This window comes from Streptomyces sp. NPDC059524 (assembly GCF_042749255.1).
Lineage (GTDB): Bacteria > Actinomycetota > Actinomycetes > Streptomycetales > Streptomycetaceae > Streptomyces > Streptomyces xanthii.
This window is the reverse complement of the sequence record NZ_JBHYTK010000150.1, coordinates 1-19,732: the sequence shown is the minus strand read 5'-3', so window position 1 is coordinate 19,732 and position 19,732 is coordinate 1. Positions and strand designations below refer to the sequence as shown.

The window sequence follows — 19,732 nt, the reverse complement described above, 5'->3', positions numbered from 1 at the left end:
CATAGTGCCACCCCCACCTATCTGTTGTGGGGGGGGGGGGGGCCGATCCCACTGGGGGCCCCGCGGCCGGGCCGGCCCCCCCCCCCCCGGCCCGCGGTCGCCCGGGAAACACGTGCCGCCCGCCGCAGAGGCGCCTACGCTGCCAACCATGAGCTCGCCCGAATCGAAGAAGACACCGCTGGAGCCGATGCCGGAGGACTGGAGCCGTGCTCTGGCCGTCGTGGCGCACCCCGACGACCTGGAGTACGGCTGCGCCGCCGCGATCGCCGCGTGGACCGACGCCGGCCGCGAGGTCACCTACGTGCTGGCCACCCGCGGCGAGGCCGGAATCGACACCCTGGAGCCGGAGAAGTGCGGCCCGCTGCGCGAACAGGAGCAGCGGGCCAGCGCGGCCGTCGTCGGCGTCGACACCGTCGAGTTCCTCGGCCACAAGGACGGGGTCATCGAGTACGGCACGGCGCTGCGCCGCGACATCGCCGCCGCGATCCGCCGGCACCGCCCCGAACTCGTCATCACCCTCAACCACCGGGACACCTGGGGCGGCGTCCACTGGAACACGCCGGACCACGTGGCCGTCGGCCGGGCCACCCTCGACGCGGCGTCCGACGCGGGCAACCGCTGGATCTTCCCCGAGCTCGTCGAGCAGGGCCTCGAGCCCTGGAACGGGGTGAAGTGGGTGGCGGTCGCGGGCTCGGTGCAGCCCACGCACGCCGTCGACGCGACGCCCGGCCTGGAGCGCTCCGTGCGGTCCCTGCTCGAACACCGCACGTACATCGAGGTGTTGACGAGCGAGGACCCGGAGACGTACTGCCGCACCTTCCTCACCGGGAACGCGCAGGCCGTGGCCGAGCGCTTCGGCGGGAAGCCCGCCGTGGCGTTCGAACTGTTCAGCCGCTGACGTCCGCCTCCACCCGGAGCGGGGCCCTGGCGGGCAGCCTGCGGAGCGCGGCGGCGGCCGCGAGCGCCGTGAGCAGCGCCAGCACCGTCAGGGTCGTGCGCATGGACGCGGTGAACGTGTCCGGGGAGGCGGCGTCCGCCGGGGAGACGAGGAGCATCGTCGCCACGGCCACGCCGAGGGTCGGGCCGATGTTCATCGCCGTCTGCTGAAGGCCTCCCGCCACACCGGCATGGGCGCGCGGCGCCCGGCGGACCAGGACCTCCGTCGCGGTCACCATGACGGTGCCGAACCCGGCGCCCATCGCCAACGCGCAGGCACCGACGGTCAGTCCGGACGCGTCGGTGGTGAGCCGGCCGAAGGCCAGGACGCCCAGGGCCAGCAGCGCGAGCCCGCCGGCCGTCGTCGTCCGCGCCCCGTGCCGCCGCAGGAGCACCGCGCCCAGCGGCGCCGCCAGCACCATGCACAGCGCGGCCGGCAGCATCCGCAGCGCCGTGGCCAGCGCGTCCAGATGCTGCACGTCCTGGAGGAAGTACGTCGCCGAGAACAGTGCGCCGAAGAGCGCCGCGGACGCCGTCAGCAGGATGGCGAGCGAGGTCGCCGTCACCGGTGCGGCGATCACGGCGGGGGAGAGCAACGGGCTCGGCGCGCGGCGCTCGTGACGTACGAGGAGTGCCCCCGCGACGACCGCGCCGACGAGGGCCGGGACGGCGACCGTCGCGTCGGGCAGGGACACGAGTCCCGTGACCAGGCCCGCGAGCGCGCAGCCGAGGAGCAGCGCCCCCAGCGGATCGAGCCCCACCGGCTGCTCACGGGAGGCGTCCGCCGCCTCCGGATCCCGTACGAGGAGCACGAGCACGGCGATCACCAGCGCGGGCGGCACACCCAGGAAGAACACCGAGCGCCAGCCGAAGTGTGCCGTGAGCACGCCGCCGACGACCGGGCCCGCCGCGGCCGCGAGGCCGATCGCCGCGGTACGGGCGGCGATCGGCGGGCCCAGCCGGTCCGCCGGGAACGCCGCCCGCAGCATGCCGAGCGTCGCCGGCTGCAACAGCGCTCCGCACACGCCCTGCACCACCCGCAGCCCGATCAGCACGCCGATGTCCGGGGCGAGACCGACACCCGCCGAGGCCACCGCGAAGCCGAGCATCCCGTACCCGAACAAGCGCCGGTGCCCGTACCGGTCGCCCAGCCGGCCCGCGAACACGAGCAGGCTCGCCACCGTGATCAGATACGCGGTGCTGGTCCACTGGACCTGGCCGAGACCTGCCCCGAGGTCGTCGCCCAGCGCGGGCTGCGCGACGGTCAGGACGGTGCCGTCGAGCGCGACGAGTACCGCGCCGATCACGCTGCCCGCGAGGGTGATCCTGCGGTGCGCCGTGCCGCTCATCGAGCCACCGGGCCCAGATGGGCGTCCAGGACGGCGGTGAGGAGCGGGTCGACCGCCTCGGATCCGGTCGCGAGCTGCAGACTGCCCCAGCCCCACAGCTGGGCCACCCCGTGCAGGTTCGCCCACAACGCACCCGCCACGACGGCGGGTTCGGCCTCCGGGCGGACCGCGGCGATCAGCTCCACGAGCACGCCGAAGAGCGGAAGGCTCGTCTCCCGCAGCCCGAACCGGTCGCTCTCCAACAGATCGTGACGGAACATCAGCTCGTACATGCCGCGATGGCGGGCCGCGAAGTCCAGGTAGACGCGGGCGAGGGCGGTGATCCGGGCGCGCGGATCCGCGTCCGCCTGCGCCAGGGTCCCGGCGACGCGCGCCCCCAGATCCGTGAAGCCGCGCCGCGCGATCGCCGACAGGAGCTCCAGGTGCGTCGGGAAGTAGCGGCGCGGGGCGCCGTGCGAGACGCCGGCCCGGCGGGCGATCTCCCGCAGCGACAGGGCCGCCGCGCCCTCCGCGTCGACGAGTGCCACACCCGTGTCCACGAGCCTCTCGCGCAGGCTTGAGCCGCCGCTCCGGGCGGGCTCGGACGCCTGATGCTCCGGTGGTGCCGATTCATTCATAGACAGTGTCTACCCGATCGGTGTAGACACTGTCTACCTCGGGAGTGGAGACGTGTGGTGCGCCGTCCCTTCAAGGTCACGCCCGGAGCCGTTACGCTGCGCGCCGCTCGCGGTGCCGACGGAGCTGGAGGCGGCATGATCGACACGACCGACGGGAGCCTGCCCGACGGGGACGACCTGCGGATGCGGCTGGACGTGGAGCCGGACGGGATCGGGGTGCTCACCCTGTGCCGCCCGGCCAAGCTGAACGCCTGGAGCTGGGAGGCCAGCCGTCAGCTCGGGGTGATGGCCGACCGGATCCGCTTCGACGACCGCGTCCGGGTCGTGCTGCTGCGGGCCGAGGGGCGGGCGTTCTGCGCCGGGATCGACGTCGGCGCGCCCGGTGGCGGCATCGAGGGCGAGAGCGGGTCCGCGCGGGCACGCGGCTACTACGAGGGGATCCGCTGGGCGCACGAGCGGTTCGCCGCGTTCGCCCGGCTGCCGCAACCGGTCGTCGCCGCCGTGCAGGGCTACTGCCTCGGGTTCGGCTTCGAACTGGCGCTGATGGCGGACGTGCGCATCGCGGCCGAGAACGCCGTGTTCGCCCTGCCCGAGGCGCAGTTGGGCGTCGCCGTCGACGCGGGAGGCGACCTGCGGATCGCGCGTGAGGCGGGCGCGGGGTGGGCGAAGTACCTCGCGCTGACCGGGCGCCGCATCGACGCCGGCACGGCACACCGGCTGAATCTGCTCCAACAGGTCGTCCCCCTGGAGGAGTTGGACAAGGAGGCGCGGGCCGTCGCCGCGGAGATCGCCGCGAACGCGCCGCTCGCCGTGCAGTCCGTCAAACGGGACGTCGACGCCTACGCCGACGCCGGGCTCGACGCCGCGCTCGACCGCGTCGCGATGAGCGCCGCGCTGACCCTGACCTCCCAGGACGCCACGGAAGGCTTCACGGCGAAGGCGGGCCGCAGGCCGCCCCGATTCCGCGGGGCGTGAGCCGTCCGGGCGAATCCCGCGCCCGTGCGGGAAGAAAGGACGCCGGCGGGCGGTTTGCGGAGGCCGAGGCCCACAGACCGCACCGTCCGGAAGGCAGCCATGACCTCCGCACCGTTCGACCCCCGCGCCCTGCTCGCCGAGAGCCGCCTCGGCGTCCTCGCCACCCTCAAGTCCGACGGGCGGCCCCAACTGTCGCCCGTGCTGCCGTTCTACGACCGCGACACCGAGACGCTGTACGTGTCGATGACGGAGGGCCGCGCCAAGACCGCGAACCTGCGCCGCGACCCGCGCGCCGCCCTGGAGGTCACCGGACCCGGCGGCCGCGAGTGGGCCACCGCCGAGGGCGCCGTCGAACTCGTCGGCCCCGGCACCGACCCGCACGGGCCCGAGGTCGAGACCCTCGTCGCCTACTACCGCAAGGCCGCGGGCGAGCACCCCGACTGGGACGAGTACCGCGCGGTCATGGTCGCCGACCGGCGCGTACTGATGACCATGAAGGTCGACCACGTCTACGGGCAGCGCCTCGGCTGACCGCGCCCAGGGCTGCCGGGCGGCCCCCGGCAGCCCGGACCGTGCGGACAGACCCTAGGGGGCGAACGGGCCGCGGTCCAGCTGCTCGCGCACCGGCGTCACCGGAGCGTTCACCAGGTCGCGCCGCTGCCAGTTCGCGCCGTCCACCACGAGCGTGTGCCCGCTGATGAAACGGGCGTAGGGCGAGGCGAGGAAGGTGGCCGCCCAGCCGAGCTCCCTCGGCGCGCCCACCCGCAGCGCGGGCTGGCGGGCGCCCGGGTCCGGGGCCCGGTCGAGTCGGGCCCGGATGTCGGCGGTCATGTCCTCGTGCGGCATGAGCCCCGGGACCAGGCCGTTGACCTGGATCCCGTACGGGCCCCACTCCACGGCCAGTGACTCGACCAGGCTCTTGACGCCCGCCTTCGCCGCCGCGCTGTGCGCGTACCCGGGTCCGCCCGTCCACGCGTACGAGGCGCCGACCGCGATCACCGAGCCCGGGGTGCCCTCGGCGAGATGGCGGCGGCCGAACTCGCGCGTCATGAAGAACGTACCGGTGAGCGTGATGTCGACGACCGCGCGCCAGCCGTTCGGTGTCATGTCCTCCGAGGGGACGGGGAAGTTGGCCGCCGCGTTGTTGACCAGGACGTCCGGGAGGCGGCCGTGCGCGGCGACGGCGGCGTCGAAGACCTCGGCGATGCGGTCCGCGTCGCGGATGTCGCACCGCTGCGAGGTCACCGGGCCCGCCCCGGGAACCTTCGCCAACTCGGCGCGGGCGGGCGCCAGATGCTCCTCGCGGCGGCTGACGAGGAGCAGGGACGCGCCGAGCCGGGCGAACTCGGCGGCGACCGCCCGGCCCAGACCGGTGCCGCCTCCGGTCACCAGCACGAGCCGTCCGTCATAGGTCCCCGGCGGCAGGGCGTGGGCGCCGGGCGGGGGAGGGGCGGGGAGTCCGGGCAGCGGCGTCGTGGAGTCCATGCGCGCATGGATACCGCGCGGGGCGTGACCTTTCCATGCCCGTGCGGGCCGCGGCCTTCCCGCGTCCGTGCGGGCTCGGTGCTCCGGGCCCCTGTGGGCCCGGGGCCTGCCTCAGGTCGTGGCGGCCGCGGCCCGGTCCTCCAGGTCCGTCAGGAGCAGGTCCATGTTGATCGCCGTGCCCGCCCGGTAGCCGCCGCTCGCCGCGTTCACCACCTGCTCCGCCGGCCCCGCCGCGTTCCCGACCGCCCAGACACCCGGGACGCTCGTCAGGCCCGTGGGGTCCACGGCCGGGAAACGGCCGGCCGGGGTGTCCCGGGTGTCGGCGCCGAGGCCGGTCAGCAGGGAGTCGTTCGGGGTCATGCGGGGCGCCACCACGGTGACCGTGCGCGGGATCACCCGGCCGTCGGCGAGGCGGACCCCGGTGAGGCGGTCGTCCGTCACGACCAGCTCCGCCACCTCGCCCGTCACCACAGCGACCTCGGCCGCCGCCAGCAGCCGCCACTCGGTGTCCGTGAGCGCGTCCTCGCCGTGGGCGCCGAGGAACAGGGTCACGTCGTGCGACAACTGGCTGAACAGCAGGGCCTGATGGATACCGGCGGCGGGCGCGTACAGCACACCGACCGGCTCGTCCCGTACCTCGTAGCCGTGGCAGTACGGGCAGTGGATCACGTCGCGGCCCCAGCGCTCGGCGACGCCCGGAACGTCCGGCAGCTCGTCCGTCAGGCCGGTCGCGACGACCAGGCGGCGCCCGTGGACGCCGCCGCCCTCCGCGAGGACCACGTCGAACTCGCCGGAGCCGTCCGGCACCGCCTTCGTCACCCGGTCCCGGACGAGCTCGACCCCGTACCCGGCGACCTCCTCACGGACCACGGCCAGGAACTCGGCGGGCGGCATGCCGTCGCGGGACGGGTAGCCCTGCATGTGCGCGGCCGGGGCGTTGCGTGGCTCGCCCGCGTCGACGACGAGCACGGAGCGGCGCGCGCGGCCGAGGATCAGGGCCGCCGACAGGCCCGCCGTGCCACCGCCGATCACCACGACGTCGTACACCGTCTGCTCGGAGTCTGCGTTGCTCATCACGGTCACCTCGCTGCACCGGAACGGCGGAATCTCCTGCCGTCTCCCGTTCTCGAAGATGCACCGGATCGTGCGTATTGACAAACCGCTTTGCCGAAACTGCAATGGAAGGATGAAGTCGCACTCGCACACCCACGCGGCCGAGTCCGTGGCCGAGCAGCCCGCCGAGAGCATGGAGGCCGTGCTCACGGGCGTCGGCCCGCGCCTGCGCGCCCTGCGCAAGGAGCGCGGCGCCACGCTGACCGGGCTCTCGGAGGCCACCGGCATCTCGGTGAGCACGCTGTCCCGGCTGGAGTCCGGCCTGCGCAAGCCCAGCCTGGAGCTGCTGCTCCCGATCGCCCGCGCCCACCAGGTCGCGCTCGACGAGCTGGTCGGTGCGCCGCCCGTGGGTGATCCGCGCGTGCGGGCCAAGCCGATCGTGCACGGCGGGCGCACCATGTTCCCGCTGACCCGACAGCCGGGTGGCCTGCAGGCGTACAAGGTGATCGAGCCGCAGCGACTGCAGGAGCCCGACCCGCAGACGCACGAGGGCTACGAGTGGATCTACATGCTCTCGGGCAAGCTGCGCCTCGTGCTCGGCGAGCACGATGTGGTGCTCGGCCCCGGTGAGGCCGCCGAGTTCGACACGCGCGTGCCGCACTGGTTCGGATCGACGGGGGAGGGGCCCGCCGAGTTCCTGAGTCTCTTCGGGCCGCAGGGCGAGCGGATGCACGTCCGGGCCAGACCCGCGCGCGGCCCCCAGGAATGACCTCGCGGCGCATTCGCCGAGAGGCATTCACAGGACGGCAAGCGACCGCTTAGTATGCGACTGGGCCGGTCAGCGACCGGCCGTGGAACCCGGTGTGACGACGCAGTCCCGTGGAGGCCCCGCATGCAGGCATGGCAAGTGCACGAGAACGGCGAGCCGAGCGAGGTGATGCGCCTCGAAGAGGTCGAGCGCCCTGTGCCCGGCGACGGGCAGGTCCTGCTCAAGGTGCGCGCCTCCAACATCAACTTCCCGGACGCCCTGCTCTGCCGCGGCCAGTACCAGGTGAGGCCCCCGCTCCCGTTCACCCCGGGCGTCGAGATCTGCGGCGAGACCGAGGACGGCCGCCGCGTCATCGCCAACCCGGTGCTGCCTCACGGGGGTTTCGCCGAGTACGCCGTCGCCGACGCGCGCGCCCTGCTGCCCGCGCCCGACGCGCTCGACGACGCCGAGACGGCCGCTCTGCACATCGGCTACCAGACCGGCTGGTTCGGCCTGCACCAGCGCGCCCGCCTCCAGGACGGCGAGACGCTGCTCGTGCACGCCGCCGCGGGCGGCGTCGGCAGCGCCGCCGTCCAGCTCGGCAAGGCCGCCGGCGCCCGCGTCATCGGCGTCGTCGGCGGCCCCGAGAAGGCGAAGGTCGCCGCCGAGCTCGGTTGCGACGTCGTCGTCGACCGCCGCTCCGAGGACGTCATCGCCGCCGTCAAGGAGGCCACCGGCGGCCGCGGCGCCGACGTGATCTACGACCCGGTCGGCGGCGAGGCGTACACCCAGTCCGCCAAGACCGTCGCCTTCGAGGGCCGCATCGTCGTCGTCGGCTTCGCCTCGGGCACCATCCCGAGCCCCGCCCTCAACCACGCGCTGGTCAAGAACTACTCGATCCTCGGCCTCCACTGGGGCCTGTACGCGAGCAAGAACCCGAAGCTCATCCCGCACTGCCACGAGAAGCTGACCGAGCTCGCCGCGCGCGGCGCCATCAAGCCCCTCGTCAGCGAGCGCGTGGGCCTCGCGGACGCGCCGGCCGCCGTGCAGCGCGTCGCCGACGGCGTCACCACGGGCCGCGTCGTCGTCGTGCCCGGCCTGGACGCCCGTACGGAAGGAGCCCGCGCATGAGCGCCGACGCCGCCGAACTGCGCGCGCTGACCCAGGAGTTCCTGGCCGCGCACCCGCCCGCCACCACACCCCGCGAGGAGTTCCTGCGGGCCCGCTTCGACGCCGGACTCGCCTGGGTGCACTATCCGCAGGGCCTCGGCGGCCTCGACGCGCCGCGCTCCCTCCAGGCCGTCGTCGACGCCGAGCTGACGGCCGCGGGCGCCCCCGACAACGACCCGCGGCGCAACGGGATCGGGCTCGGCATGGCCGCCCCCACCATCCTGCGCTACGGCACCGAGGAGCAGAAGAAGCGCTTCCTGAAGCCGCTGTGGACCGGCGAGGAGGTGTGGTGCCAGCTCTTCAGCGAGCCCGGCGCCGGATCCGACCTCGCCGCGCTCGGCACCCGCGCCGTCCTCGACGGCGACACCTGGACCGTCGACGGCCAGAAGGTGTGGACGTCCGGCGCGCACAACGCGCGCTTCGCCATCCTCATCGCCCGCACCGACCCGGACGTGCCCAAGCACAAGGGCATCACGTACTTCGTCTGCGACATGACGGACCCCGGCGTCGACGTGCGGCCGCTGCGCCAGATCACCGGCGAGGCCGAATTCAACGAGGTGTTCCTCACCGGCGTGAAGATCCCCGACGCCCACCGGCTCGGCGAGATCGGCGACGGCTGGAAGGTCGCCCAGACCACGCTCAACAACGAACGCGTCGCGATCGGCGGCGCCCGCATCCCCCGTGAAGGCGGCCTCATCGGCCTCGCCGCGAAGACCTGGCGCGAGCGTCCCGAGCTGCGCACCCAGGACCTGCACCAGCGCCTGGTCAAGCTCTGGGTCGAGGCCGAGGTCGCCCGGCTCACCGGGGAGCGGCTGCGCCAGCAGCTCGTCGCCGGACAGCCCGGCCCCGAGGGCGCCGGCATGAAGCTCGGCTTCGCCCGGCTCAACCAGGAGATCAGCGGACTGGAGGTCGAACTCCTCGGCGAGGAAGGCCTGCTGTACGACGACTGGACGCTGCGCCGCCCCGAGCTCGTCGACTTCGAGGGGCGCGAGGCCGGTTACCGCTACCTGCGCGCCAAGGGCAACAGCATCGAGGGCGGGACGAGCGAGATCCTGCTGAACATCGTCGCCGAGCGCGTCCTGGGCCTGCCGCCCGAGCCGCGCACCGACAAGGACGTCGCCTGGAAGGACCTGTCCCGATGAGCCACCAGCCCGACCTCCTCTACACGGAGGAAGAGGAAGCCCTGCGCTCGGCGGTCCGTGATCTGCTCGCCGACCACTGCGACGCCGCGACCGTCCAGACCCGCGCCGAATCGGACGAGCCGCACGACCGCGCCCTGTGGAAGAACCTCGCGGAGAGCATGGGCCTGGCCGGACTCCTCGTGCCCGAGGAGCGGGGCGGTCAGGGCGCCACGCACCGCGAAGCGGCCGTCGTCCTTGAGGAGTTGGGTCGGGCCGTCGCTCCCGTCCCGTACCTGACGAGCGCCGTCGTCGCGACCGAGGCGCTGCTCGCCTGCGAGGGTGAGGAGGCCGCGACCCTGCTCGCCGCACTCGCCTCCGGCCGCACGGTCGGCGCCCTCGCCGTGCCGCTGTCGGACCGGGCGCCGCGCGACGAGTGGAGCGTGCGCGCGGACGCGGCGGCACTGACCGGCGCCGTCACCGGGGTCGCGGACGCGGCCGCCGCGGACGTGTTCCTCGTGCCCACCGCCGACGGCCTGTTCGCGGTCGACGCCGGGGCCTCCGGGGTCACGGTCACCCCGCAGACCTCCCTCGACCGCACCCGCCCGCTCGCCGCGGTCGCGTTCGACGGCGCGGCCGGACGCCTCCTCGCGCCCACCGCCGCACCCGCCGTCCGCCGCGCCCTGCGCGCCGGAGCCGGCCTGCTCGTGTCCGAGCAACTGGGCCTGTCCGAATGGCTGTTGACCGAGACCGTGCGCTACACACGCGAGCGGAACCAGTTCAACCGCCCCGTCGGCTCCTTCCAGGCGCTCAAGCACCGCCTCGCCCAGCTCTGGCTGGAGACGGTCAACCTGAAGGCCGCGGCGCGGGGCGCGGCGGACGCGCTCGCCGCCGGCAGCGAAGACGCCGACATCGCGGTGGCCGTAGCCCAGGCCTACGCGGCGCCGGTCGCGGTGCACGCCGCAGAGGAGGCCCTCCAGCTGCACGGCGGCATCGGCATGACCTGGGAACACCCCATCCACCTCTATCTGAAGCGGGCCAAGGCCGACTCGATCGCACTGGGCACCGCGGGCCGGCACCGCGAGGAGCTGGCCGAGCTGGTGGAGCTCTGGGCGCCCTGACCGAACCCGCCGGGAGCCACTTGGCTTGACCCCGCCTTTGCCCAACCTTGACGAGATGGCATTATTGCGAGCTGTTCGCAACAACAGCTTTATGCAATAACGGTCGATCTTGAACAGGGGTGGGTGGAGTGGCACGTCCGGCACGGAGCGTCATATCAGGAGCGGCGGTCACCGCACTCGCGCTGACCGCCGCGGCCTGCGCGGCGCCGGACGACGGCACCGCGGGCGGCGGCAAGGGCGGCTCCGACAGCGCGGTCGTCGGCATCGCCTACGAACCCGACAGCCTCAGCCCCCTGCTCGGCTACGGCAAGGACGGCAACTCGAAGATCTTCGACGGGCTGCTCACCCACGACGCCGGTATGAAGCTGAAGCCCGCCCTCGCCGCCGCCCTGCCGAAGGTCACCGACGACGGCCGCACCTACACGTACAAGCTGCGCGAGGGCGTGAAGTTCAGCGACGGCGAGCCGTTCACGTCCGAGGACGTCGTCTTCACCTACGAGACGATCCTCGACAAGAAGACGAACAACGCCTCGAAGACCGAGCTGGACGCCGTCGAGGACGTCGAGGCGAAGGGCGACGACACCGTCGTCTTCCACCTCAAGTACCCCTACGCGCCGTTCGCCGAGCGCACCGTCCTGCCCATCGCCCCCGAGCACATCGCGGCGAAGCAGGACGTCAACAGCGGCACCTTCACCACGAAGCCCGTCGGCACCGGCCCCTACGAACTCGTCAAGTGGTCCAAGGGCGAGCAGCTCGTCTTCAAGGCGAACCCCGACTACTGGGGCGGCAAGCCGGAGATCGAGCACTTCACCATGGCCGTCATCAAGGACGACGACGTGCGCGCCACCCGGCTGCGCTCCGGCGACCTCGACGGCGCCATTCTCCCGCCGAACCTCGCCAGGACCTTCGCGAAGGACGGCGGCAAGAAGACGTACGCGGCCAAGAGCTTCGACTACCGCCTCGTCACCCTGCCCACCGGCAACACGGTCACCGGCGACACCGCGATCCGCCGCGCCCTCGACACCGGCGTCGACCGCAAGGCCATGGTCGACCGGATCCTCGAAGGCGCCGGCAAGGAGGCCTACGGGCCCGTCCCGACCGACAGCCCCTGGTTCACCCGGGGCACCGAGCGCGCGTACGACGTCGACCAGGCGAACAAGCTGCTCGACGAGGCCGGCTGGAAGAAGGGCGCCGACGGCGTCCGGACCAGGAACGGCGTCCGCGCCGCCTTCCCGCTGTGGTACCTGACCGGCGACAAGCTCCGCCAGGACCACGCCCTCGCCTACGCCTCCGACGCCAAGAAGCTCGGCATCGACATCAAGGTCGAGTCCGGCACGTGGGAGGTCATCATGCCCCGCATGCCCGAGGACGCCGTCCTCGCCGGCGGCGGCGCCCCCGCCGACCCCGACTTCGACCAGTACGGCCTGCTCAGGTCCACGCTCGCGGGCGACGGCTTCAACAACATGGCCTGGTACGACGACAAGAGCGTCGACCGGGCCCTCGAAGCGGCCCGCAGGACCGACGACCGCGCCGAGCGGCAGAAGGCGTACGACACCGTCCAGCGCGCCCTGGTGAAGGACCCCGGCTACACCTTCCTCACCCACATCGACCACCTCTACGTCGTCGACGAGCGCTTCGGCGACCTCACCACCCAGGTCGAACCGCACGACCACGGCCTGGCCTCCGGCCCCTGGTGGAACGTCGAGGACTGGCGCGCATGAGCAGGCGGCTCCCCTGGGGGCCGATGGCACGCCTGACGGGCCGGCGGATCCTCTTCGCCGTGCCCGTCCTGGCCGTCGTCACCTTCGGCGTCTTCGCGGTCGCCGCCGCCTCCCCCTTCGACCCGGTCAAGGCCTACGCGGGCACCGCCGGACTCACCGCGTCCCAGGAGAACCTCGACCAGCTCCGCGAGAACCTCGGTGTCGACCGCCCGCTGACCGGCCGCTGGTGGGACTGGCTCACCTCCGCGCTCCACGGCGACCTCGGCGACTCCGCCGTCATGCGCCAGCCCGTCGCCCAGGTCATCGGCGAACGCCTCGGCTGGTCCGTGCTGCTCGCCGCCACCGCGTTCCTCGCCGCGATCGTCGTCGGCACCCTCCTCGGCGTGCTCGCCGCGCGCCGCCGAGGCAGCCCGCTCGACCGCGCCGTCACCTCCCTCGCGTACACCCTGGAAGCCGCCCCGCCGTTCTGGCTCGGGCTCCTCGCCGTCTGGCTGTTCGCCCTCGAACTCGGAGTGCTGCCCGCCGGCGGCCTCACCGACACCGGCTCCACCACGGTCGGCGCGGGCCAGGTCCTGTCCCACCTCGTCCTGCCCGTCGGCGTCCTCGCCGTCTCGCAACTTCCCTGGTTCGTCCTCTACGTGCGGCAAGGCGTCGGCGAAGCCCTAGACGAGGACCCCGTACGCGGCGCCAAGGCCCGCGGACTCGCCCCGCGCACCGTCCTGTTCGGCCACGCCCTGCGCTCCGGCACCCTGCCCGTCCTCACCCTGATCGGCTCGCGCGTGCCCGAACTCATCACCGGAGCCCTCCTCGTGGAGACCGTCTTCAGCTGGCCCGGCATCGCCGCCGCGACCGTCCAGGCCGCCACCTCCGTCGACTTCTCCCTGCTCGCCGCGCTCACGGTCCTCGCCACGTGCGCCGTCCTCGCCGGGAACTGGGCCGCCGACCTGATGTACGGCCTCGCCGACCCGAGGGTGGGCTTCGATGGCTGACCAGACCCTCGCCTGGCGCACGCACGGCACCCGGCGCCGCTCCACGCGCGCGTGGCGGGTGCGCTCCTCCGCCGTGATCGTGGCCGCCGTCCTGCTCGCCGTGCTGCTCGTCCCGCCCCTGACCCAGCTCGACCAGCAGGCCGTCGACCTCGCCGCGAAACTGCGACCGCCCACCTGGGCCCACCCGTTCGGCACCGACGACGTCGGCCGAGACCTGCTGCTGCGCTGCGTCTACGGGCTGCGCGTCTCCCTGCTCGTCGGGGTCGTCGCCGCCGTCGTCGCGACCGTCGTCGGAACGGCCGTCGGCGCGCTCGCCGGCGCCCTCGGCGGCTGGACCGACCGGGTCCTGATGCGCGTCGTCGACGCTTTCTCCTCGGTGCCGCACCTGCTGCTCGGCATCTTCATCGTCGCCATGTTCCGGCCCGGCGTCTGGCCCGTGGTCGTCTCCGTGGGCCTCACCCACTGGCTGTCCACGGCCCGCATCGTGCGCGCCGAAGTGCTCTCCCTGCGCTCGCGCCCGTACATCGACGCGGCGATCTCCGGCGGTGCCTCCCGATGGCGGGTCACCCTCCGGCACCTGCTGCCCGGCGTACTGCCCCAGGCCGCGCTCGCCGCCGTCCTCATGGTGCCGCACGCCGTCTGGCACGAGTCCGCCCTGTCCTTCCTCGGCCTCGGACTCCCCGCCCACCAGGCGAGCCTCGGCACCCTCGTGCAGTCGGCGCGCGGCTCGCTGCTGGCCGGCGACTGGTGGCCCACCCTCTTCCCCGGACTGTTCATCATCGTGCCGACCCTCGCCATCGCGGGCCTCGCCGGAGCCTGGCGCGAACGCCTCAACCCGCGCCGCCGATCGGAGCTGACCCTGTGACCACCCCGGTGCTCTCGGTGGACGGCCTATCCGTCCGCTTCCGGATGCGCGACGGCGCGTACGTGCACGCCGTCAGCGACGCCACTTTCGACCTCGCGGCGGGGGAGTGCCTCGCCCTCGTCGGCGAGAGCGGCTGCGGCAAGTCCGCGCTCGCCTCCGCCCTGCTCGGCCTCCTCCCCGCCAACGCCGAGACCGCCGGCACCGCACACGTCGACGGCCTCGACCTGCTCGGCACCGACGAGGCGACCCTCGCCCGCACCGTGCGCGGCCGGCGCGTCGGCCTCGTCCCGCAGAGCCCCGCCGCCCACCTCACCCCCGTCCGCACCGTCCGCGCCCAACTCGCCGAGACCGTACGGGAACTGACCGGCCTGCGGCGCCGCGACCGGAAGCTCGGCGCCGCCGTCGAGGCGGCCGCCGCCCGCGCCGCCTTCCCCGCCGACCACCTCGACCACTACCCCCACGAACTCTCCGGCGGCCTCGCCCAGCGCGCCGCCACCGCGCTCGCCCTCGTCGGCGACGCCCCGCTGCTGCTCGCCGACGAACCCACGACCGGACTCGACCGCGACCTCGTCGACCGCACAGTCGACGAACTGCGCCGCCACATCGGCGACGAGCGTGCCCTGCTGCTCATCACCCACGACCTCGCCGCCGCCGAACGCATCGCCGACCGGGTCGCCGTGATGTACGCGAGCCGCGTCGTCGAACTCACCGACGCCGCCACGTTCTTCGGCGCCCCGGGCCCCCGGCACCCGTACGCCCGCGGCCTCCTGAACGCCCTCCCCGACCGGGACTTCACCCCGATCCCCGGCATGCCGCCCGAACTCGGCGCCCTGCCCCCGGGCTGCGCCTTCGCCGAGCGCTGCGACCGCGCCGACGCAGCCTGCGACCGGCTGCCCGCCCTGCTCGACGGCACGGCCTGCCACCACCCCGTACGGGAGTCCGTCCATGCTTGAGCTGCGCCGCGTCACCGCGGGCTACGACCCCCGCGAGCCCGTCCTGCGGGACCTCACCCTCACCCTCGAACCCGGCGAGAGCGTCGGCCTGCTCGGCCCCAGCGGCTGCGGCAAGTCCACCCTCGCCCGGGTAGCGGCCCTGCTGCACGAGCCGTACGCCGGTGAGGTGGTCCTCGACGGCGAGCCCGTCCGCGGCTGGCGGCACCGGGCGCCCCGCGCACAACGCACCGCGTTCGGCGTCGTCTTCCAGCAGCCCCGCCTCTCGGCCGACCCGCGCCTGCGCCTCGCCGACCTCGTCGCGGAACCCCTGCGCGCCAACGGGCTCGACCACACCGCCCGGGTCGCGGAACTCGCCCAACGGGTCGGCCTCGGCCCGGACCTGCTCGCCCGCCGCCCGCACGAGGTCAGCGACGGCCAGCTCCAGCGCGCCTGCCTCGCCCGCGCCCTGACCCTGCGCCCCCGATGGCTGATCTGCGACGAGATGACGGCGATGCTCGACGCGTCCACGACGGCGGCGCTGGTCGCCGCGGTGGAGGCCTACCGCGCCGAGACCGATGCGGGCCTGCTCGCCGTCGGGCACGACCGGGTCCTCCTGGAGCGCTGGTGCGACCGGATCGTGGAGTGGGAGGCGGGAGCGGCGGGAGCGGGACGCGGTTGAACCAGCGGTGACGGTCCGGCCAACTCCCGTCCCGGGCCTGCACTTTGCCGCCCCGCGCCGCGCATACTCACCGGTGTTCCCAACGGCCCACCACGGGAGGCACCATGGCCCCGACCACCCGCCGCAGAGCCCTCGGCGCTTTCGCCGCCGCCCTGGCCACCGGACTCGCCGCGCCCCAGCTCGCCCGGGCGGACGGACAAGGGCGGCACGGGCCCCGGCCCCTGCTTCGCGCCCACGCCCACAACGACTACGAGCACCCCCGGCCCCTCTTCGACGCGCTGGACCACCGCTTCAACAGCGTCGAGGCCGACATCTACCTCGTCGACGGAGAACTCCTCGTCGCCCACGACCCCGTCGACCTCGACCCGAGCCGCACCCTCGAATCCCTCTACCTCGCCCCGCTCGCCGCCCGCGTCCGGGCCAACCACGGGTCGGTGTACCGAGGACACCGCGTCCCGCTCCAGCTGCTCGTCGACATCAAGACCGACGGAGCGGCCACCTACCTCGAACTCGACCGCCAACTGAGCCGGCACCGCCACCTGTTCACCACCTACGCCCACGGCCGCGTACACCCCGGACCCGTCACCGCGGTCGTCTCCGGCGACCGGGCCGCCCGCGTTCCCATGGAGTCCCAGACCGCGCGCAGCGCCTTCTACGACGGCCGGCTCGCCGATCTCGGCACCACCGCACCCGCCTCCTTCGTCCCGCTGATCAGCGACAACTGGGCGAACAACTTCACCTGGCAGGGCGTCGGCCCGATGCCCGCCGCCGAACGCGACAAGCTGCGCCAGATCGTCGGCGCCGCGCACGCGGCCGGGCAGCGGGTCAGGTTCTGGGCCACCCCGGACCTCGCGGGGCCCCAACGGGACGCGGTCTGGGCCGAGTTGACCGCCGCCGACGTCGACCACCTGAACACCGACGACCTCGCCGGACTCCAGGCCTTCCTGGAGACGTACGACCGGTGACCGCCCGTTAACACTCTTTCGGGGGACAGGTCGTGCCCCGGAACGGACCCTCCGCTGCGCCACACTTGCGGCCGACAGCCACGGCGTGGGCGTGGCGGAGGAGGTTCGGCGATGTCTCTGTCCATTTCCATCGTGCTGCTGCTCCTGATCGTCGCGGTGATCTTCCTGCGCAACGGGGCGCTCAAGCTCTCGCACGCCCTCGTGTGCGTGCTGCTCGGCTTCCTGCTCGCCGGCACCAGCGCCGCCCCGACCATCCACGACGGCATCAACGCCACCGCGAGCCTGGTCAGCGGCCTCAACCCGTGACCCCGGACAGCCCCGGTGATCGTTTCGGGTTCGTGAACAACTCCCGTACGTACATGGACACTTCAAGGCGGTCGGCCTAGCTTCGGCGCATGCCGCAGCGAAGAAGCCTCGCCCGTGCCCTCGCCCTGACCCTCGTCGTCGCGGGCGCAGGAGTCGTCGGCCCGACCGTGGCCTCGGCCGACGACATCCCCAAGGCGCCGGGCCACCGACTCGTCCCGCAGTACGAGGGCGCGCCCGCCGACCCGCGCCCCGTCACGGGCCGGGCCCCCGACCAGCACCCCCACCTCGCCGCCAACGGACGCAGCGGGATGCACGCCGACGCCTGGGGCAGCGGCACCTACCCGTGGAGCGGACCGCGTGGCGTGAGCCCGAGTGTGAGCAGCGAGAAGATGGCCGCGCTCGGCGGCGAGTGCGCCACCGTCACCTTCGACCGGGCCGGCCGCATCGTCACCGTCTGTGGCACCTTCACCGGCTTCCTCGTCAAACTCCTCGACCCGAAGAGCCTCGAGACGCTCGCCGAGTACCAGCTGCCGCAGCGGCCCTCCACCGTCGAGGCCATCACCCGCCTCGACTTCTCGAAGATCTTCAAGGACACGTCCGGCGGCGCCTACTCCTACCTCGACGAGCAGGACCGGCTCGTCCTCGCCGATTCCCGCCAGCACATCGTCCGCCTCGCCCACGAACAGGCCGCGGACGGCACCTGGAGCTTCCGCGTGACCGACGACTGGGATCTCACCGGACAGGTCCCGCACGACTGCGTCAGCTGGACCAACCTCTACCCCAGCGGCACGTGCGACCCCGTCACCTCCGTCATGCCCGACTGGGACGGCCGCATCTGGTGGGTGACCCGGCAGGGCCGCGTCGGCACCGTGGACCCCGGCACCGGCGGGATCCGCTCGATCCGGCTGGACGGCGAGGAGATCCAGAACTCCTTCTCCGTGGCCCGCGACGGCGTCTCCATCGTCACCGACCACGCCCTCTACAGCTTCGAGGCCACCGCCGACGGCACCCCCGACGTCGTCTGGCGCCAGACCTACGACCGGGGCACCGGCACCAAACCGGGCTCCGTGAACCAGGGTTCCGGCACCACCCCCGACCTCTTCGGCGAACACGAGAACTACGTCGCGATCACCGACAACGCCGACGACCGCATGAACGTCCTCGTCTACCGCCGCGACGCCGACGTCCCCGACGCACAGCGCCTCGTCTGCAAGATCCCCGTCTTCGGCTCCGGCGCCTCCACCACCGACAACTCCCTCATCTCGTACGGGAACAGCCTCGTCGTCGAGAACAACTACGGCTACGAGAACATCACCTCGCTCACCTTCGGCCGCAGCGTCGTCGGCGGCGTCACCCGCATCGACGTACGCCCCGACGGCAGCGGCTGCGACACCGTCTGGGAGAGCCAGGAACGCTCCCCGTCCACCGTGCCGAAGCTGTCCACCGCGGACGGACTGCTGTACCTGTACACGAAGAGGCCCGACAAGCTCGGCATCGACGCCTGGTACCTGACCGCCGTCGACTTCCACACCGGCCAGACGCGGTGGAAGCGGCTCGTGGGCACCGGGATCGCCTACGACAACAACTGGGCGCCGGTCACCCTCGGACCCGACGGCACGGCCTACGTCGGTGTCTTCAACGGGCTCACGGCCGTGCGCGACGAGTGACGCGGCGCGCTCAGGTGCCGAGCAGCCGGGACCGGATCAGGAAGCGGACCCCCTCGGGGGCCTCCAGCGAGAAGCCGCTGCCGCGCCCCTCGACCACGTCCACGATGAGCCGGGTGTGGCTCCACACCTCGTACTGGCTCCGCGACATCCAGAACGGCACCGGCTCGGCCACCCCCGGCACCGCCAGCTCGGCCAGCAGGACGTCCGCCGCGCCGGTGCGGAACTCGCCGTCCGGGTAGCACATCGGGGCGCTGCCGTCGCAGCAGCCGCCGGACTGGTGGAACATCAGCGGGCCGTGGGACTCCCGCAGCCGCCGCAGCAGCGCGGCGGCCTCGGGAGTCAGCTCCACGCGGGGTTCGTCGCTCATGACGGGCCAGTCAAGCCACGAGGACGTTGCGAGCACGTTGCACGTCCGGAGCCCCGCGCCGCATAGGCTCGGACCATGGAACAGAGGGAGATCATCCTGCGGGCGATCGGCGTGCTGACCGAGACGCAGGAGATGGTGCGCAGACTCACCGACGGCGAGCAGCTCGACACCGACGTCACCCAACTGGGGCGGCTGGTCTCGGAGGTGTTCCCCACCGTCGAGATCCCGGCGGGCGCGACCGCCGAGCAGGCGGCCGAGATCACCATCTCCGCGCTGATGCCGGCCAGCGTCTCGCTCGTGGAGGCCTTCGCCTTCCTGTTCACCCAGCTCGCCCTGGTGCACGACGAGGGCCGCAGGGACGTCAGCTCCACCGAACTGCTGCAGGAGATCGCCCTGCGGATGTCCGCGCCGGACTCACCGGAGAGCCCGGACACGCCCGACGCGGACTGAGGCCGCAAGCACCGGACGCGCCAGGGCGTGTCCGCAAAGTCCCGTCGTCGCCCTAAGGGCGGCCGGGCGGCGTCTGGTGCGTGCTCTCGGCGTGCCGGGCGCAAGGCCTCGTACTGGACGTACTTGGGCTTACGCCCGGTGCGGCGAGAGTGCGTGCCAGGCGTCGACCGGCTGGGGGCACCTCCCAGCGTTAGCTGGGGGAGGGACTTTGCGGACACG

Annotated in this window: 21 protein-coding genes; 16 read left to right on the top strand and 5 right to left on the bottom strand. The window is 73.3% G+C overall.

Annotation, left to right across the window (positions count from 1 at the left end):
* The first annotated feature begins 148 nt into the window (after positions 1-148).
* Positions 149-898, top strand: coding sequence for a PIG-L deacetylase family protein (locus tag ACFW9D_RS31005; RefSeq protein ID WP_223205826.1), 750 nt, complete (start codon positions 149-151; stop codon positions 896-898).
* Here ACFW9D_RS31005 and ACFW9D_RS31000 read toward each other — a convergent pair.
* Both ACFW9D_RS31000 and ACFW9D_RS30995 read right to left on the bottom strand, forming a co-directional pair.
* On the bottom strand, positions 888-2,285 hold the full coding sequence (locus ACFW9D_RS31000) for an MFS transporter (RefSeq protein ID WP_188335389.1): 1,398 nt from the start codon (positions 2,283-2,285) through the stop codon (positions 888-890). The genes ACFW9D_RS31005 and ACFW9D_RS31000 overlap by 11 nt on opposite strands.
* Positions 2,282-2,902 carry a TetR/AcrR family transcriptional regulator gene (locus ACFW9D_RS30995; RefSeq protein ID WP_384627364.1) on the bottom strand — a complete coding sequence of 207 codons (621 nt, stop codon included), beginning with the start codon at positions 2,900-2,902 and terminating at the stop codon, positions 2,282-2,284. Before ACFW9D_RS30995 ends, ACFW9D_RS31000 begins: the two co-directional genes overlap by 4 nt.
* Before the next feature lie 135 nt (positions 2,903-3,037).
* Between ACFW9D_RS30995 and ACFW9D_RS30990 the strand changes: the two genes are divergently transcribed.
* Positions 3,038-3,877 (top strand): enoyl-CoA hydratase/isomerase family protein, encoded by an 840-nt coding sequence (locus tag ACFW9D_RS30990; RefSeq protein WP_188335387.1) that lies wholly within the window; start codon positions 3,038-3,040, stop codon positions 3,875-3,877.
* A gap of 99 nt (positions 3,878-3,976) precedes the next feature.
* Entirely contained in the window at positions 3,977-4,408 is a 432-nt protein-coding gene (locus ACFW9D_RS30985) for a PPOX class F420-dependent oxidoreductase (protein WP_384627361.1), read from the top strand.
* A 54-nt stretch (positions 4,409-4,462) separates the two neighbouring features.
* On the opposite strand, the gene ACFW9D_RS30980 is transcribed toward ACFW9D_RS30985, so the two are convergent.
* Together ACFW9D_RS30980 and ACFW9D_RS30975 are read right to left on the bottom strand one after the other, a co-directional pair.
* Positions 4,463-5,362 (bottom strand): SDR family oxidoreductase, encoded by a 900-nt coding sequence (locus ACFW9D_RS30980; RefSeq protein WP_384627358.1) that lies wholly within the window; start codon positions 5,360-5,362, stop codon positions 4,463-4,465.
* A gap of 111 nt (positions 5,363-5,473) precedes the next feature.
* Positions 5,474-6,436 carry an NAD(P)/FAD-dependent oxidoreductase gene (locus tag ACFW9D_RS30975; RefSeq protein ID WP_384627355.1) on the bottom strand — a complete coding sequence of 321 codons (963 nt, stop codon included), beginning with the start codon at positions 6,434-6,436 and terminating at the stop codon, positions 5,474-5,476.
* Positions 6,437-6,608: 172 nt separating this feature from the next.
* Between ACFW9D_RS30975 and ACFW9D_RS30970 the strand changes: the two genes are divergently transcribed.
* The 12 genes from ACFW9D_RS30970 to ACFW9D_RS30915 all read left to right on the top strand — a co-directional run bounded on the left by ACFW9D_RS30970 (position 6,609) and on the right by ACFW9D_RS30915 (position 18,696).
* Positions 6,609-7,184: a helix-turn-helix domain-containing protein gene (locus ACFW9D_RS30970; RefSeq protein ID WP_188341149.1), complete on the top strand. Its 576-nt coding sequence runs from the start codon at positions 6,609-6,611 to the stop codon at positions 7,182-7,184.
* A 123-nt stretch (positions 7,185-7,307) separates the two neighbouring features.
* Positions 7,308-8,294 carry an NADPH:quinone oxidoreductase family protein gene (locus ACFW9D_RS30965; RefSeq protein ID WP_188335383.1) on the top strand — a complete coding sequence of 329 codons (987 nt, stop codon included), beginning with the start codon at positions 7,308-7,310 and terminating at the stop codon, positions 8,292-8,294.
* Positions 8,291-9,475, top strand: coding sequence for an acyl-CoA dehydrogenase family protein (locus ACFW9D_RS30960; RefSeq protein ID WP_384627351.1), 1,185 nt, complete (start codon positions 8,291-8,293; stop codon positions 9,473-9,475). Before ACFW9D_RS30965 ends, ACFW9D_RS30960 begins: the two co-directional genes overlap by 4 nt.
* The gene (locus ACFW9D_RS30955; RefSeq protein WP_384627348.1) at positions 9,472-10,572 is read left to right on the top strand and encodes an acyl-CoA dehydrogenase family protein; all 1,101 of its coding nucleotides are present in this window, start codon (positions 9,472-9,474) and stop codon (positions 10,570-10,572) included. Before ACFW9D_RS30960 ends, ACFW9D_RS30955 begins: the two co-directional genes overlap by 4 nt.
* 152 nt (positions 10,573-10,724) lie before the next feature.
* Complete coding sequence (locus tag ACFW9D_RS30950; RefSeq protein WP_384627367.1) at positions 10,725-12,293, top strand: ABC transporter substrate-binding protein; 1,569 nt, start codon at positions 10,725-10,727, stop codon at positions 12,291-12,293.
* Positions 12,290-13,282 (top strand): ABC transporter permease, encoded by a 993-nt coding sequence (locus ACFW9D_RS30945; protein ID WP_384627345.1) that lies wholly within the window; start codon positions 12,290-12,292, stop codon positions 13,280-13,282. Before ACFW9D_RS30950 ends, ACFW9D_RS30945 begins: the two co-directional genes overlap by 4 nt.
* Positions 13,275-14,147 (top strand): ABC transporter permease, encoded by an 873-nt coding sequence (locus ACFW9D_RS30940; protein ID WP_384627342.1) that lies wholly within the window; start codon positions 13,275-13,277, stop codon positions 14,145-14,147. The genes ACFW9D_RS30945 and ACFW9D_RS30940 overlap by 8 nt, the downstream gene beginning before the upstream one ends.
* Positions 14,144-15,100, top strand: coding sequence for an ABC transporter ATP-binding protein (locus ACFW9D_RS30935; RefSeq protein WP_384627340.1), 957 nt, complete (start codon positions 14,144-14,146; stop codon positions 15,098-15,100). Before ACFW9D_RS30940 ends, ACFW9D_RS30935 begins: the two co-directional genes overlap by 4 nt.
* Positions 15,093-15,758, top strand: a complete 666-nt coding sequence (locus tag ACFW9D_RS30930) for an ABC transporter ATP-binding protein (protein ID WP_384627337.1) — start codon at positions 15,093-15,095, stop codon at positions 15,756-15,758. The genes ACFW9D_RS30935 and ACFW9D_RS30930 overlap by 8 nt, the downstream gene beginning before the upstream one ends.
* A gap of 104 nt (positions 15,759-15,862) precedes the next feature.
* The gene (locus ACFW9D_RS30925; RefSeq protein ID WP_384627335.1) at positions 15,863-16,723 is read left to right on the top strand and encodes a phosphatidylinositol-specific phospholipase C/glycerophosphodiester phosphodiesterase family protein; all 861 of its coding nucleotides are present in this window, start codon (positions 15,863-15,865) and stop codon (positions 16,721-16,723) included.
* Between the two features lie 111 nt (positions 16,724-16,834).
* Positions 16,835-17,029 (top strand): hypothetical protein, encoded by a 195-nt coding sequence (locus tag ACFW9D_RS30920; RefSeq protein WP_188335375.1) that lies wholly within the window; start codon positions 16,835-16,837, stop codon positions 17,027-17,029.
* 89 nt (positions 17,030-17,118) lie between these two features.
* Entirely contained in the window at positions 17,119-18,696 is a 1,578-nt protein-coding gene (locus ACFW9D_RS30915; protein ID WP_384627332.1) for a hypothetical protein, read from the top strand.
* Positions 18,697-18,706: 10 nt separating this feature from the next.
* Here the strand turns inward: ACFW9D_RS30915 and ACFW9D_RS30910 are convergent, their stop codons facing one another.
* A complete protein-coding gene (locus ACFW9D_RS30910) occupies positions 18,707-19,063 on the bottom strand; it encodes a DUF779 domain-containing protein (protein ID WP_188335373.1) in 357 nt (118 codons plus the stop codon).
* A gap of 75 nt (positions 19,064-19,138) precedes the next feature.
* On the opposite strand from ACFW9D_RS30910, the gene ACFW9D_RS30905 reads away from it, so the two are divergent.
* Positions 19,139-19,513, top strand: a complete 375-nt coding sequence (locus tag ACFW9D_RS30905) for a hypothetical protein (RefSeq protein WP_188335372.1) — start codon at positions 19,139-19,141, stop codon at positions 19,511-19,513.
* The last annotated feature ends 219 nt before the right edge of the window (positions 19,514-19,732 follow it).